We start from the raw sequence: 13,483 nt of genomic DNA on the forward strand, positions 1-13,483 counted from the left end.
TTTGGTTGCCCGCCACGACATCTTCGAGAACATTGCATCAGGTTGATGTCGGCCCGATGCAGGGAGATTGCCGCGATGGTCACCCGAGGTTTTTCTTCAGGACGGCGCCCGCCAACCGATGACGATGCCCGCATCCCGCCCGGCCAACATCTTGAACAGGGTTTTCCGGTGCTGTCGGCCGGTCCGACGCCGCGCGTGCGCACCGAGGATTGGTCTTTCACGCTGAAACATGGGCCACGCCCGATCAAGAAATGGAATTGGGCCGAGTTCAACGCGCTGCCGTTGACCAAGATGACGCGCGATATCCATTGCGTGACCGCATGGACCAAGTTCGACACGCCGTGGCAGGGCGTGCTGGTCGACGATATCCTTGCCGACGCGGGTGTGGAGCCGCCGACCGGCTTCACGCTGGCGCACGCGTTCGACGGTTACACCACCAATGTGCCGGTCAAGGATCTCACCGCCGGCAAGGCCATGGTCGCGCTGCTCTACGAAGGCAAGCCGATCACACCGGATCATGGCGGCCCGGCAAGGCTGCTGGTGCCGCATCTCTATTTCTGGAAGTCGGCCAAATGGCTGAACGGCTGCAATTCACCACGCGCGACGAGCCCGGTTTCTGGGAATTGCGCGGCTACCATATCTATGGCGACCCATGGCGCGAGCAACGCTACACGGACGATCCGTGAGCGATACGGCGGCAGTGCAGTCGCCCTGGCAAACAGCCGGCATCGTCCGCATCGAAAAGCGCACGCCGCGTGTCACCAGCTTCTTTTTTCAGCCGTCTCGGCCCTTCGCCTATCGCGCCGGGCAGCATGTCGACGTCAGGCTGACGGCGCCGGACGGCTATCAGGCGCGCCGCTCCTATTCCATCGCCTCCGCGCCCGAAACGAATGGCGCAATCGAACTGGCGATCGAAAAACTCGACGATGGCGAGGTTTCGCCCTTCTTCCACGAGGTCGCGGCAATTGGCGACGAAATCGAACTGCGCGGGCCGCTTGGCGGGCATTTCGTCTGGCCGAAGGATGAGAGTGGGCCGCTTGTGATGGTCGGCGGCGGTTCGGGCGTCGTGCCCTTGATGTCGATGATCCGCCACCGCGCCGCACGGAATTCAGCGGTGCCCGTCGTCCTGGTCTTTTCGGTCCGGGTCTGGGACGAAGTGATCTTTCGTGACGAGCTGATCGCCCTCGACGAGCGTCAGGACGGCTTCGAGCTGGTGCTGACACTGACCCGCGAAGCCGCACGCCGCCCGGCCGACTATGCGAGGCGGGTGGACGTCGCGATGATGGCGCAAGCCATGGCGCGGCTGCCCGAGCCGCCCGGTCTCGCCTTCGTCTGCGGCTCCAATGCCTTCGTTTCCGCGGCAGCCCAGGCGCTGATCGATGCCGGCGTTGCAGCCGAAATCATCCGCACCGAACGCTACGGAGTTTGAGCGGACGCCGCCTTGCGAGAAAGGTTCGTCGGATTCGCCTTCAGCCGATCGGCAAGAAACCCGCCGACAGCAACTGGAAAGGCAAGGCGCCATAGGCGGCCACCGTGGCCGCGTCGTTCCACTCGCGAAACTGTCGCGATGGTCGCGCCTCGAGCGTCAAGGCAACTCGCGCGCCGTCGAGCGTCACCTTGCCGCGAAAATGCAGCACGCGTTCCCTGCCGGATCGGCTGATAGCCACGGCACGCAGGCGAGCGATATGCTCGCCACCGTCATTGATCTCCATTTCGATGCGGCGCCGGACCGGCGGAACGCCGATCCTGACGGTGATGTCGAGCATCATGTCGCCGGTCGTTTGCGGACAGGCGATGGCCTGCGAAAACACCAGAGGCGCCGATGCGGCTTGCGGCTTGCCCGCGGCCGGTCTCCCGCGCCAGGGTTTGGCGGGCGGCTCCTGCTGCAACCGGCCCTTCTTCCGCTTCAGGCGCAACTGCTTGGCAAGGCCGCGCGACAGCCAGACCAGGCCGCCGAAATCCGTGCGCGGCTTGGCTTGCAGAACCGACGACCAACGCGACAGGCCAGCCCGGTCGGCCATCTCGAAGATTCTGGCCATTGTCCGTTCCGGCACCGGAATGCCGATCTCGAACGCCAGATAGGATAACGCCACCGCCGCTGGAACCGCCAGGCCGCGTCTTCCGACGATGTCGAGGAACATCCCCCAATCGACGTCTTCGGCATGGATGGCGACCGCGCAGTCGACAAGCCAGTCGCTGTGGGTGTGGGCGTCGAGGCCGCCATGGGCGATGGCCAGTGCCATGCGATCGGCCGGCGATGGCACGAAGACCGCGACGCCGCTGAATTGTGCCGGGACCGCCCGTTGCCAGATCGCCAGGTCGTCTTCCGCGCTCGTCTGCGACCCATCATAGCCGAGCTGGTGCAGGTCGATGTCGCCGAAACGGCCCTTGAAGAAGTTCATCGACCGCAGCGACGCCAACCGGGTTCGCAGATATTGCGCGCTGACGCCCGAGGCGATCTGCCAGTCGCGGTCGCGCAAGATGTCGAAGGCGGCAGCCATGTCGCGCGGGCGCACCAGTATGTCGATGTCATGCGCCACCCGACCACGCTGCGCCGACGCGTTCAAGGCAATGCGGCTGGCGCCCTTGATCAGCATGATGTCGGCGCCGCCGTCGGCCATCGCCTTCAGCGCCGGCTCGGCCTCGCGCATCGCCATGCGCGACTTCGTCCACAGCATCTTCTGCAGGCCGACGAGGCGCGGGTGCGCGGTATGCCCGGCCAGTTTTCTGCCGAACCTGTCGGAGATGGCGGCGAGCAGACGATGTTCTCGAAACGAGACGAGGTCGATGTCGTTCTCGTCGAGCCAGCGCGCGGCGCAGGCAGCGGCTGCGTCCTCATCGGAGAGCAGCGCCGCCTTCAGCAACAGGTCCAACTGGCCGGTGGGCCACGACCAGCCATAGTCCGGGAAGCGGCGGCTGATGCGGCGAACAGGCCTGGCGTTCAACTGGAGCCCGCCTTGTTCTGGGCCCGCCGCTGCATGGCGAGCCTTGCGACCTGGATATAGCCCCGGTCGCGTGCCGGATCGCGGCCGTAGGAAAGGCTGCCCGGACGGATGCGGCGCAATGCAAGCACGTCGTCGAGCATGGCAAGTACAAAGCCTGCCTCACGAACCCGGGCGATCCAGTCGATCATCTCGCCGCGACCGCCTGGTGGGTCGATGATGGAACCGACGCTCTGCACCACCTCCTGGCGGATCATCATCGTCGTGCGCGACCAGCCCGCTCCACTGGCCGCATCGGGCAAATCGGGGCTGTCGCCGCGAAACGTCCGCCAGTGCGTAAAGACGCCCGCTGTCCCGGGATGACGGCCGAGATAGGCCAGCTGCTTTTCGATCTTGTCCGCCAACCACAAATCGTCGGCATCGAGCGTCGCGATGAGCGGCGTCGAGAGTGCCGCAATGCCACGGGTCGTTGCGCTGCCGGGTCCGGTATTGTCCTGTCGCAGCACCGTCACCGGCAGGTTCATCGCATCGATCACCGCGGCCGTATCATCGGTCGAACCGTCGTCGACCACGACGATGGCCTCCGCCTTTGCCGTCTGGGCCAGAACGGAGTTCAGGGCCGCGCCTATGGTGGCGGCCGCGTTGAAAGCCGGAATGACGACGCCGTAGCCTGCCATCAAAGGAACCGCCACTGCGCGAGATCCTTGAAGTCGAAGATCCCCTCCACCCGGCGCAAGCTGGGATCGGCCTTGCGACGCTTCATCGACTTGTGAATGGCGCGCATGAACTCGCGAAAGGGCACATCGGCTTCCTTGGTCATGTTGCCGGGATGACGCCTGTAATAGAGAGCCACCGTATCGGGCATAACGTATTTTGCCTGGCTCTCAAAGATACGCAACAGATAGTCGGTGTCCTCGGCCTGTTTGAAATCCTCGTCGAAACCACCGATGCGCTCGATGAGGTCTCGCGCGAAGATCCCGGCTGACAGGTGGATCCCTCGCACGGTGATGGAGTGGCTGTCGGCAGCCGGTTCCAGTGTCTCGCCATTTATCTTGTCGACCAGCGTCATGCGCGAATAGGTCAGCTCGAGGCCAGGATCCTCTTCGAAGCAGGCGAGATCCGCCTTGAAGCGGCCTATCGGGGAGATGTCGTCCGAATCGAGAAACGACACCAGACGCGTCTGCGGCAGCAGCTGCTTCAGCCCGGCATTGCGCGCCTTGGTGACCCCGCCATTGATCTGCTGGAAAAGACGAATGCATGGGGCCTCGTCGATCAACGACCGTATGACGGCTGCCGAGCCATCGGTCGACCCGTCGTCGATGACGATGATGTCGAGATCGATGTCTTCGCGCTGCCTGAGCAACGAGCGCAGCGCCAGGCCAACGAATTGTTCGCGATTGTAGACCGGCATGATGACGCTCAGCCTCATCGGCGTCTCCAGCAGCGTTGCGGGCTTGGCTGATCCGAGCCGATTGTGTCGAGCATCATGGCATCCGCCAATCGGCGGGACTCTTCAATTCGAAGATGCCCTGGACCTCTCGCCGTGACGGATCGGCCTTGCGCCGCCGCATCGACTTGTGGATTGCACGCAAGTGGTTGCGGACCCTGCCGCTATGTTCCTTGGTGACATTTCCGGCGTGGCGTCGGTAGTAGATCGCGACGGTGTTCGGCAATTCGTAGCGCGGACCGGTTTCGAAGACTCGCAACAGATAATCCGTGTCCTCGGACTGCTCAAAGTCCTCGTCGAAATGGCCGATGCGATCGACAAGCGTTCGACTGAAGAGAGCGGTGCTCAGCGAAATTCCGCGAAGCGTCATGGTACAGCAGTTCGCCTCCGGCTCGAGCTTCTCGTCGTCGATCCGGTCGACCAGCGTCATCAGCGAATAGGTTAGCTCAAGCCCGGAGGTAGCCTCGAAGCGGGCGAGATCGGCCTTGAACCGTCCGGCCAGCGAGATGTCGTCAGAATCCAGGAATGACACGAACTCCGCATCCGGCGGCAGGTGCCGCAGCCCGGCGTTGCGCGCCCTGGCCACGCCCATGTTCGATTGCTGGAACAGTCGGATGCAGGGGTTTTCGCGCATCATCGAGCGTACGGCCTCAGCAGAGCCGTCGGTCGAGCCATCGTCGATGACGATGATGTCGAGATCGGCGGCGTCCCGCTGCCGCACCAGCGAGCGCAATGCCGAAACGACATAGCGTTCACGGTTATAGACGGGCATTATCACGCTCAGTTTCACGAAGCGCCCCGCACAAGAAAGTCCGCAATCGTGCCGGCTATCTCCTGTGGCTGCGTCCCCAGCGACAGACGATAGCACGGCAGCAGGCGGGTCAGGTCGCTGAAGAAGCGAAAGCCGCTCCCCCGCTCGCCCGGCATCTGCGCTATGCCGGACGGCGCCAAGGCAATCATGGCATCCCTGCGCGACACCGGCACGATCGAACTTGCCCCGCCTCCGCCGATATGTGGCACCACCAGCGCAACGATGTCCAGGGTTTCGGGCACCGGCCGTGGCGCAATGTCGTCAATGTGAAAAGCATGCTTGCCTTGCCAGTTGAGCGGACCGTGCGCCTTCAGCCGGTGCTTCAGCCCAAGTCGCGCGAATCCCTGGGGATCCTGCTTGAGTGTTGAAAACAACGGGCGGGCAGTCACGCCGTTGGAGAGGTCGACCAGCACATAATCGTCGCCGACGCTGTCCAGCCCGTGGAGGAGGCCGGCGGCGACGGTCCCGGATTTCCCGGCGCCGCCCGCGCCGGCCAGCAGTACGCCCCTGCCCTTGGTGCCGAGCGTCCCCGCATGGGCCAGCCGCATGCCACGTGCCGCATATTCCCAATGGAGGAAGGGGCGCAGCGGCGCTCCCGGCTCCCAGGGTGGAAAGGCATCGGCCGAGGCCATCAATTGCACGCCAACGCGACGTTGCGGATCATAGAACTGCCAGAAATCCAGGTCATGGAAATGGTTGCCGCGCAATCCGGCTTCCGCCAGCCTGGTGGCCAAGCCATGCTGCGTGAAGGGTCCTTGGCCCCATCTGGCCGGTGCCGCGATGCCGTCAATGCCGGGATGTGCGACGAAGATGCGGCAGATGTCGGCAGGCGCTCGGTTGTCCGGAGCCGTGACAAAGCCATGAGCGAAGGCATCCGCGAACGCGCCGGCACTCACATGCGCGGTCAACTCCAGATGCGGCAAGCCCACCTTGCAGGTCAGTGGATAATGCGCGGCGCTGCTCTGCGCTTGCGCCAGGACATGACGTGCGTAGTCAGTCAGGTTTTCGAGAGTGACGTTTGGCATGGTCTGCCTGTTCCGGAGCTGTCCGGCAACGAGAGCCTGGCGGGCGCCTCAGTTGGCCTGCTTCACCGCGGGCCAGCCGAGAGGCTCCTCGACCTCGTGGATGGGATCGACGACAATGAGGTCGGCAAGGTCGTCATGGATGTCGACCTTGAGGGGCTCGCCGGCAGCGGCGAGCTGAGCCAGCAATTCGCTGGGAACCGGTCTTGCCACGCCATCGGTTGCGGCCGCCAGCAAACCGAATTCGAGCAATTGTGAAACAAAGCCGTCAATCGCGGCGGCATCGAGGGCGCCAATTCCGGTCGCGGCGCCGACCAGTTCGGAGGCAGGCACGCCGGACGACAGTGCATCCCAAAGCCTGCTGCCTGAATCAGAGAAGCCGAAATATTTACCGGTGATCAGGTCGAGAACGACGGCTTCGCCATCGAAGGATTCAAAGACGATATCCTTGCTGGCAATGGCATATACGCCGGATTGTCGCATGTTTGCTCCCCGCCGAAGCAGGCCGCGGAGATGATCTTCGGGCCCTACGGTCAACCCCACCGTTGCAGGCGTCTAACCATTTGCAGGGTTTTTGGCAAGATGGCGTAGGCCCGGGCGAGCGCAGCTGCAGGCCGCGCGGGCATGGACAGTCTCTGACCGTGCCTGCCGGTCACGCCTCGATTTCAAGCGCCGAAAGCGGCTTCGAGCAACAGGCGAGGATAAAGCCGTCCTCGATTTCGTGATCGAGGATGCCGCCATTGTGGCTCATCTCCACGTCGCCCGCGACCTTCCTCACCTTGCAGGTGCCGCACAGGCCGAACTCGCAGGCGGCGGGAATCCGCACCCCCGAGGCGCGTGCCGTCTGCAGCACGGTCTGGCCGGCGACGCATTCGGCATCGACATCGGAATGCGAGAACCGGATCGGTGTCACGGCCTCCACGGCGGCAGCGGCGCCGTCTTCCGCCGGCGGCGAGAACGGCGCCGGGATCTCCTCCACGGCAGGCGCGGCAAAGCTTTCCTGATGGTATTTCGCCATGTCGAAGCCGGCGGCGTCCAGCATGCCGCGCACGGCGCGCATGAAAGGATCGGGGCCGCAGCAGAAAATCTCGCGCTCGCGGAAATCGGGCGCCAGCAATGGCAGCCGGATCGCGTCGATGCGGCCCATATGGCCGAACCAGCCCTCGCGGCTTGACCGCTCCTCGATCATGAAGCCGAGCGACAGCCCAGGCATGCGGCTGCCGAGCAGTTCGAGCTCCTTGCGGAAAATGATCTCTTCCGGGCGGCGCGCGCAGTTGACGAAGCCGACATCGGTCCATGGCGCGCAGTCGTTCAGCCAGCGCAGCATCGACATCATCGGCGTCACGCCGGAACCGGCCGAAATGAACAGGTATTTGGCGGCCGGGTGGCTGTGCAGCGAGAAGTCGCCGGTCGGCCCATAGGCCTTGACGTGCGAACCGGGCGTCAGATGGTCGAACATCCAGCGCGTACCGGTGCTGCCCGCCTGCGCCTTGACCGTCACCGCGATCGAGAACGGCCGCGACGGCGAGGACGACAGCGTGTAGGTGCGCATCAGCGGCCCGTCCGATGTCGGCAGTTCCAGAGTCACGAACTGCCCCGGTTTGTAGCGGAACCAGGTCTGGTTGTCGGAGCGGAAGGTGAAGGTCTTCACGTCAGGCGCTTCGTCGCTGACGCCGATCACTTCCAGCACCTGCAGCCTGTCGTTCCAGGGCGTCATCTGGTCGAGATGGCGATAGAGGCCAAGGTCCGTCATCGCATTCATCCTCTTATCCCCTGGGCTAGGCGACGCTGCGCAGGGCCGGCCGGCCGCCTTCGGCAAGGCGCGGCCCGATGAACGACGCGTACCACTCGACGAACTGGATCACGCCGCCCTCATGCAGCTCCGAATAGGGGCCTGGTTCATAGGCAGGCGACAGGATGCCGAAGGCGTTTTCCTCGACGATGCGGCGGTCCTGGTCGTTGGTCTCGATCCAGACATGGGTGAGCTCAGCGAGGTCGTAGTCGACGCCTTCGACCGCATCCTTGTGGACGAGCCATTTCGTTGTCACCGCGGTTTCCGTGGCACTGATCGGCAGCACGCGGAACGTAACGGCGTGGTCGCCGAGGATATGGTTCCAGGTCGTCGGATAGTGATAGAGCAGCAAGGAGCCGATGCGGTCGGTTGAAACGCTGTCGGACAAGTTCTTCTGGACCGCCCGTTTTCCCGTCATGGTGTAGCTGACGGCATCGCGCAGCAGCGGCGCGCGGGTGGCGCGGTACTGCCCTGCCGGATCGATGCGGAATTTGCTCGGCAAGCCTGATGCCTCGCATTTGGCCCAGTGTGCGACCATTTCAGGGTCGCTGTCGGCGCCATGGACGCCGGTTATGGTTGGAGCCTCGGGGAAGGTCTTGCACAACTCGGGATGATTGGCGGCGCAGTGGTAGCACTCGCGGTTGTTTTCCCAGACCAGCTTCCAGTTGCCCTTCTCGACGATCGTGCTCTCGAAGGCGATCTTTGCTTCACGCAGCCGGTGCGGCAAGAGATAGGGTTCGATCATCGCCCGCATCGGCGCGAAATCTGCCGGTTCCTTGGCCAGGCAGATGAAGATGTAGCCGCCGACGCTCTCGCAGGCGACCGGCTTCAGGCCGAAATCACTCTTGTCGAAACCGTCGGCCATCTGGCGGGCAAACAGCAGGCGGCCGTCCAGCTCATAGGTCCACTGATGATACGGGCAGACGAGCTTTGCCGCGGTACCCTTCTCCGTGTTGCACACGCGGCTGCCGCGATGGCGGCAGGAATTGTGGAAGGCGTTGATCTTGCCGTGCTGGTCGCGGACAAGGACGACCGGATAGTCGCCGACCTGCACGGTGATGTAGCTGCCCGGCTTAGGCAGTTCGCAATCATGGCCGATGAACAGCCAGTCGCGATACCAGATCAGCTCCATGTCGAGCTTGAAGTAGTCTGGATCGGTGTAGAAGGGCTGCTCCAGCGAAAAGCCTTGCCGGCGCCCCTTCAGGAGCCTCAGCATGTCGTTGCGGATATCCATGTCCTGTCCTCGTTTCTAAGGACTGAACTGGTGGTGATGGAGGAAGGATTGAAACACAGGCCGGCTGTGTGCCGGACATGCGCTATCCACCTCTTGACCGCCCACCGCGATCAGTCGAGTCTAAAAATCTCGGGCTGGTTTCCGGGCTCTGGAGTTGTCCTTGCGGACCATCGCGACACCTTCCCAGGCGGTTGCCCAGTGGTCTCCCGTTGCGACTTGAACTCCACCACCGTTGCGGGGGCAGCGCCGGATTCTGACCGGCTTCCCAATTCTCCGCCTCGTCGTCACGAAGCGGCACCTGAGATGGTATGATCTAACCACGATCGCGGGCGCGCCGTCGGCATGAAAACGACATCGTATCCATGCGGCGCGACACGGCATGCGAAACGCTACTGCAGATCGTCGCGGGCCGAGATCCCACCTCCCGGGCGGCCATTTGCCGGCTGCGATCTTCCCGAATCCGACCCTTCGCGGGGGTCAAAAAAAGGTTAATGGTTTCGAAAAGTGACTATTAGCTCGCCCTAAAATCGAACCGAACGGTTCGTTTCTGTTGACGGTGCGTGCAGGACGGTGTGAACGCTGGGCCTCTGAAACAGTCAGTGATCCATCAAGTGTCTATACCTAACACACTGATATGAAGAAGAAAAATACATCCCTAGATTCCGTTGGCACAATTTCAAGGTGTGGATTCATGGTCCACACGGAACAACTTCGTGATTGGAAAAGACGACCTTGCCCTCCCACATCGGGGCTGTCCGAACGACGCGATTTCATTTCCAAGACACGCCGCTAGACGGACGGAAAAAAGACGATACTGGAGTACCAAAAATGAAAAAGATCATTCTCACTGCCGCAGCCCTTCTGGCCATTTCCGGCAGCGCCTTCGCTGGTAGCGACCACTACGGTTCGAACGCCGCGGCAGCCACTGCTGTCGACAGCTCGTACACCGCTTCGACCAAGAAGTCGGAACCGGCTGCTCAGGCGCCTGCCCAGGGTGCTGACCGCAACCTCTTCGGCAACAACTAACAGCCGATTCCCAGTTTCCCGGTCGACGGCGGGCTTGCCCGCCGCCCTGGCGAAATTCAGACATTCAGGAGTATTCAAGATGAACAAGATCCTCATTGCTGCCGCCGCCGTTCTGGCCATCACCGGCAGTGCCTTCGCCGGCAGCGACAACTTTGGCTCCAATGGTGCCAATCAGCCTGCCGCCACGACTTCGGTCGACAGCACGCGCACCTCTTCGGTACGCAACACCGGTTCGCCGGTTTACAAGCTGCTGAACTCGTCGGGTGACACCACCCAGAAGTCTGCTCCGCAAGGTGCCGACCGCAACCTCTTCGGCAACAACTAACAACCGAAGTCGATCTCCAAGTCAAAGAGCGGCGGGCCCGGCCCGCCGCTCTTTTTTGTGCCTGACACGGTAATTGCGGTTAAGCCGCCTTTGCTTCCACTTCATGCAACGCGAAAGAACGTCCATCCGCGTCGAAGATATGCAGGTCCTCGCCATTTGCGCTCAGCCGCAATGTCGAGCCGCGCTTGACCTCGACATTGCCGGGCAGCTTGGTCACCAGCGGCAGATCGGCGCGGCCGATGTCGACATAGACAAGCTGCACCTCGCCGAGTTGCTCGACATAGTCGACCGTCCCCTCGAACAGATAGTCCGCGCCGCTGGCGATGATCAGGTCCTCCGGCCGCACGCCAAAGCTCACCGCAGCGCCCTTTGCCGAAGCCGGCGTCGCAATCGGCACGGTCGCCTTGCGTCCGCCGACATGGCTGACGAAGGTCGGGTTTCCGGTCTTTTCGATGGTCGCCGGCAGGATGTTCATGGCCGGCGAGCCGATGAACTGGGCAACGAACAGATTGCCGGGCTTCTTGTAGAGGTCCATCGGCGTGCCGACCTGCTCGATATGGCCGTCCTTGAGCACCACGATGCGGTCGGCCAGCGTCATCGCCTCGACCTGGTCGTGGGTAACGTAGATCATGGTCGTGTTGGGCATCGATTCCTTGAGCTTGGCGATCTCGATGCGGGTGGCGACGCGCAGCGCGGCGTCGAGGTTCGAAAGCGGCTCGTCGAACAGGAACACCTTCGGATTGCGCACGATGGCGCGGCCGATGGCGACGCGCTGGCGCTGGCCACCCGACATCGCCTTGGGCAGGCGGTCGAGATATTTGGTCAGTTGCAGGATCTCGGCGGCCTGGCGCACGCGGCGGTCGATCTCGGCCTTGTTCTCTTTGCCGATCTTCATCGAGAACGCCATGTTGTCGTAGACGGTCATGTGCGGGTACAGCGCGTAGGACTGGAACACCATGGCGATGCCCCGCTTCGACGGCGGCACGTCGTTCACCACTTCGCCGGCTATTCTGAGTTCGCCGGAGGTGATTTCCTCGAGCCCGGCGATCGACCTCAGCAATGTCGACTTGCCGCAGCCCGACGGGCCGACGAAGACGATGAACTCGCCCGACTTAATATCGAGGTCGATGCCGTGGAGAATGTTCAGATTGCCGTAGGACTTCTTCACTTGTCTTAGCGTGACATCGGCCATTGGTTTCCTCCAGTGATTGGAAATTCAGTCGAGACGCCCGAACCAGGCGCCGTAGCCGCCAAGCTCGATGGAACCGCTGCTCGCCTGCCCCGAAAATCCGTGCCCGGGCAGAGGTTGCAGCGATCGGCCGCCAAGGTCAACCTTGGCCCGCCCGGCTCCCAGATTGAAGACGCAGACGATCTGCTCGTTGCCTGCGCGGCGCGTGAAGGCGACGGTATCTCCCTCACTTTCGATGAAGGTGATGTCGCCCTTGGCCAGCGCCGGATGGGCACGCCGGAAGGTGAGAAAGCGCCGGTAGTGCTCGAGCAGCGAAGCCTCGTCGCCCTGCTGGACATTGACCGCTTGCGCCAAATGCTTGGCCGGCACCGGCAGCCAGGGTTTTGCCTGGGAGAAGCCGCCATTCTTGGCGCCGCCGTTCCACACCATCGGTGTGCGGCAGCCGTCGCGGCCCTTGAATTCAGGCCAGAAGCGGATGCCGTAGGGATCCTGCAAATCCTCGAACCGAAGGTCGGCCTCGCCGAGCCCAAGTTCCTCACCCTGATAGATGCAGACCGAACCGCGCAAGGACATCAGCAGCGCCGAGATGACCTTCAGGTAGGCGGTCGGGTCGGGCTCATTGGCGGCCCAGCGCGAGGCCGGGCGCATTACATCGTGGTTGGAGAAGGCCCAGCACGACCAGCCATCGCTGGCGACCTTGCCGAAGGATTCCAGCACCGAGCGGACCTTGCCCGCGCTGATCTTTTCCGGCGCCAGGAAATCGAAGGAGTAGCACATGTGCACGCGCTTGCCGCCGGCGGTGTAGGCGGCCACCACTTCAAGCCCACGCTGCGAATCGCCGACCTCGCCGACCGCTGCGGTTGCCGGATATTCATCGAGCAGGGCACGGAACCGTTCGAGGAAGCCGAGGTTCTCGGGCCGGCTCTTGTCGTAGAGATGGTCCTGGTAGTTGTAGGGGTTGACCGCCGGCGCGGTCTGGTCGTTGCGCTCTTCCGGCGGCAGCGGCGGGTTGTTTTCCAAGCCCTGGCTGTGGAAGTAGAAATTGATGGTGTCGAGCCGGAAACCATCGACGCCGCGCTCCAGCCAGAAGCGGGTGACGTCGAGCAACGCGTCCTGGACTTCGTGGTTGTGGAAGTTGAGGTCGGGCTGCTCGGCCAGAAAATTGTGCATGTAATATTGCTGGCGGCTGGTGTCCCATTGCCAGGCCGAGCCGCCGAAGATCGACAGCCAGTTGTTGGGCGGCGTGCCGTCCGGCCTGGCGTCTGCCCAGACGTACCAGTCGGCTTTCGGGTTGCTGCGGCTCGACCGGCTTTCCTTGAACCACGGGTGGTTGTCGGCGGTATGCGACAGCACCTCGTCGATCATCACCTTCAAGCCCAGCCTGTGTGCCTCGGCTGTCAGCGCGTCGAAGTCGGCCAGCGTGCCGAACATCGGATCGACGTCGCAGTAATCCGACACGTCATAGCCGAAATCCTTCATCGGCGACTTGAAGAACGGCGAAATCCAGATGGCGTCCGCACCGAGTGCCGCGATGTAGGGTAGCCGCCCGATGATGCCCTTAAGGTCACCGATGCCGTCGCCGTTCGAGTCCTGGTAGCTGCGCGGATAAATCTGGTAGATCACCGCGCCCCGCCACCAGTCGCGATCGATGGCGAGGTCAGGCTTCGAGCTGGCCTTCAAAGCGGATTGCATCGT

13 protein-coding genes, 1 pseudogene and 1 riboswitch are annotated in these 13,483 nt (G+C 63.0%); of the genes and pseudogenes, 4 read left to right on the top strand and 10 right to left on the bottom strand.

Going from position 1 to position 13,483, the window contains the following annotated elements; all coding sequences use genetic code 11:
• The first annotated feature begins 75 nt into the window (after window positions 1-75).
• Window positions 76-686, top strand: a pseudogene (locus tag A4R29_RS01460) (molybdopterin-dependent oxidoreductase).
• Window positions 683-1,429: an FAD-binding oxidoreductase gene (locus tag A4R29_RS01465; RefSeq protein ID WP_013528277.1), complete on the top strand. Its 747-nt coding sequence runs from the start codon at window positions 683-685 to the stop codon at window positions 1,427-1,429. The pseudogene A4R29_RS01460 and the gene A4R29_RS01465 overlap by 4 nt, the downstream one beginning before the upstream one ends.
• Before the next feature lie 40 nt (window positions 1,430-1,469).
• On the opposite strand, the gene A4R29_RS01470 is transcribed toward A4R29_RS01465, so the two are convergent.
• From A4R29_RS01470 to A4R29_RS01505, 8 genes are all read right to left on the bottom strand, one after another.
• Complete coding sequence (locus A4R29_RS01470; protein ID WP_063171017.1) at window positions 1,470-2,945, bottom strand: nucleotidyltransferase family protein; 1,476 nt, start codon at window positions 2,943-2,945, stop codon at window positions 1,470-1,472.
• The gene (locus A4R29_RS01475; protein ID WP_063171018.1) at window positions 2,942-3,619 is read right to left on the bottom strand and encodes a glycosyltransferase family 2 protein; all 678 of its coding nucleotides are present in this window, start codon (window positions 3,617-3,619) and stop codon (window positions 2,942-2,944) included. Before A4R29_RS01475 ends, A4R29_RS01470 begins: the two co-directional genes overlap by 4 nt.
• Window positions 3,619-4,371, bottom strand: coding sequence for a glycosyltransferase family 2 protein (locus tag A4R29_RS01480; protein WP_063171019.1), 753 nt, complete (start codon window positions 4,369-4,371; stop codon window positions 3,619-3,621). Before A4R29_RS01480 ends, A4R29_RS01475 begins: the two co-directional genes overlap by 1 nt.
• A 55-nt stretch (window positions 4,372-4,426) precedes the next feature.
• Entirely contained in the window at window positions 4,427-5,161 is a 735-nt protein-coding gene (locus A4R29_RS01485) for a glycosyltransferase family 2 protein (protein ID WP_082827520.1), read from the bottom strand.
• Window positions 5,162-5,175: 14 nt separating this feature from the next.
• Window positions 5,176-6,225, bottom strand: a complete 1,050-nt coding sequence (locus A4R29_RS01490; RefSeq protein WP_063171021.1) for a hypothetical protein — start codon at window positions 6,223-6,225, stop codon at window positions 5,176-5,178.
• Between the two features lie 48 nt (window positions 6,226-6,273).
• Window positions 6,274-6,705, bottom strand: coding sequence for a PqqD family protein (locus tag A4R29_RS01495; RefSeq protein WP_063171022.1), 432 nt, complete (start codon window positions 6,703-6,705; stop codon window positions 6,274-6,276).
• A gap of 169 nt (window positions 6,706-6,874) precedes the next feature.
• Window positions 6,875-7,975, bottom strand: a complete 1,101-nt coding sequence (locus A4R29_RS01500) for an FAD-binding oxidoreductase (protein ID WP_082827521.1) — start codon at window positions 7,973-7,975, stop codon at window positions 6,875-6,877.
• A gap of 25 nt (window positions 7,976-8,000) precedes the next feature.
• Complete coding sequence (locus tag A4R29_RS01505) at window positions 8,001-9,248, bottom strand: aromatic ring-hydroxylating oxygenase subunit alpha (RefSeq protein WP_063171024.1); 1,248 nt, start codon at window positions 9,246-9,248, stop codon at window positions 8,001-8,003.
• A 115-nt stretch (window positions 9,249-9,363) separates the two neighbouring features.
• A riboswitch (cobalamin riboswitch) is annotated at window positions 9,364-9,565 on the bottom strand.
• A 511-nt stretch (window positions 9,566-10,076) separates the two neighbouring features.
• Here A4R29_RS01505 and A4R29_RS01510 point away from each other — a divergent pair.
• Together A4R29_RS01510 and A4R29_RS01515 are read left to right on the top strand one after the other, a co-directional pair.
• Complete coding sequence (locus tag A4R29_RS01510) at window positions 10,077-10,274, top strand: DUF680 domain-containing protein (RefSeq protein ID WP_013528268.1); 198 nt, start codon at window positions 10,077-10,079, stop codon at window positions 10,272-10,274.
• Window positions 10,275-10,353: 79 nt separating this feature from the next.
• The gene (locus tag A4R29_RS01515) at window positions 10,354-10,599 is read left to right on the top strand and encodes a DUF680 domain-containing protein (protein ID WP_013528266.1); all 246 of its coding nucleotides are present in this window, start codon (window positions 10,354-10,356) and stop codon (window positions 10,597-10,599) included.
• A 79-nt stretch (window positions 10,600-10,678) separates the two neighbouring features.
• Here A4R29_RS01515 and A4R29_RS01520 read toward each other — a convergent pair whose 3' ends face one another.
• Complete coding sequence (locus tag A4R29_RS01520; RefSeq protein WP_063171025.1) at window positions 10,679-11,791, bottom strand: ABC transporter ATP-binding protein; 1,113 nt, start codon at window positions 11,789-11,791, stop codon at window positions 10,679-10,681.
• Window positions 11,792-11,815: 24 nt separating this feature from the next.
• Complete coding sequence (bglA, locus tag A4R29_RS01525; protein ID WP_063171026.1) at window positions 11,816-13,480, bottom strand: beta-galactosidase BglA; 1,665 nt, start codon at window positions 13,478-13,480, stop codon at window positions 11,816-11,818.
• Window positions 13,481-13,483 lie beyond the last annotated feature (3 nt).

The sequence above is a fragment of the Mesorhizobium ciceri biovar biserrulae genome (assembly GCF_001618845.1).
Taxonomy (GTDB): domain Bacteria; phylum Pseudomonadota; class Alphaproteobacteria; order Rhizobiales; family Rhizobiaceae; genus Mesorhizobium; species Mesorhizobium ciceri.

Coding starts and splice junctions, on each gene's coding strand:
- A4R29_RS01480 (WP_063171019.1), bottom strand. CDS start 4,371: ATGAGGCTGAGCGTCATCATGCCGGTCTACAATCGCGAACAATTCGTT.
- A4R29_RS01490 (WP_063171021.1), bottom strand. CDS start 6,225: ATGCCAAACGTCACTCTCGAAAACCTGACTGACTACGCACGTCATGTC.
- A4R29_RS01510 (WP_013528268.1), top strand. CDS start 10,077: ATGAAAAAGATCATTCTCACTGCCGCAGCCCTTCTGGCCATTTCCGGC.
- A4R29_RS01485 (WP_082827520.1), bottom strand. CDS start 5,161: ATGCCCGTCTATAACCGTGAACGCTATGTCGTTTCGGCATTGCGCTCG.
- A4R29_RS01475 (WP_063171018.1), bottom strand. CDS start 3,619: ATGGCAGGCTACGGCGTCGTCATTCCGGCTTTCAACGCGGCCGCCACC.
- A4R29_RS01515 (WP_013528266.1), top strand. CDS start 10,354: ATGAACAAGATCCTCATTGCTGCCGCCGCCGTTCTGGCCATCACCGGC.
- bglA (WP_063171026.1), bottom strand. CDS start 13,480: ATGCAATCCGCTTTGAAGGCCAGCTCGAAGCCTGACCTCGCCATCGAT.
- A4R29_RS01500 (WP_082827521.1), bottom strand. CDS start 7,975: ATGACGGACCTTGGCCTCTATCGCCATCTCGACCAGATGACGCCCTGG.
- A4R29_RS01505 (WP_063171024.1), bottom strand. CDS start 9,248: ATGGATATCCGCAACGACATGCTGAGGCTCCTGAAGGGGCGCCGGCAA.
- A4R29_RS01495 (WP_063171022.1), bottom strand. CDS start 6,705: ATGCGACAATCCGGCGTATATGCCATTGCCAGCAAGGATATCGTCTTT.
- A4R29_RS01520 (WP_063171025.1), bottom strand. CDS start 11,791: ATGGCCGATGTCACGCTAAGACAAGTGAAGAAGTCCTACGGCAATCTG.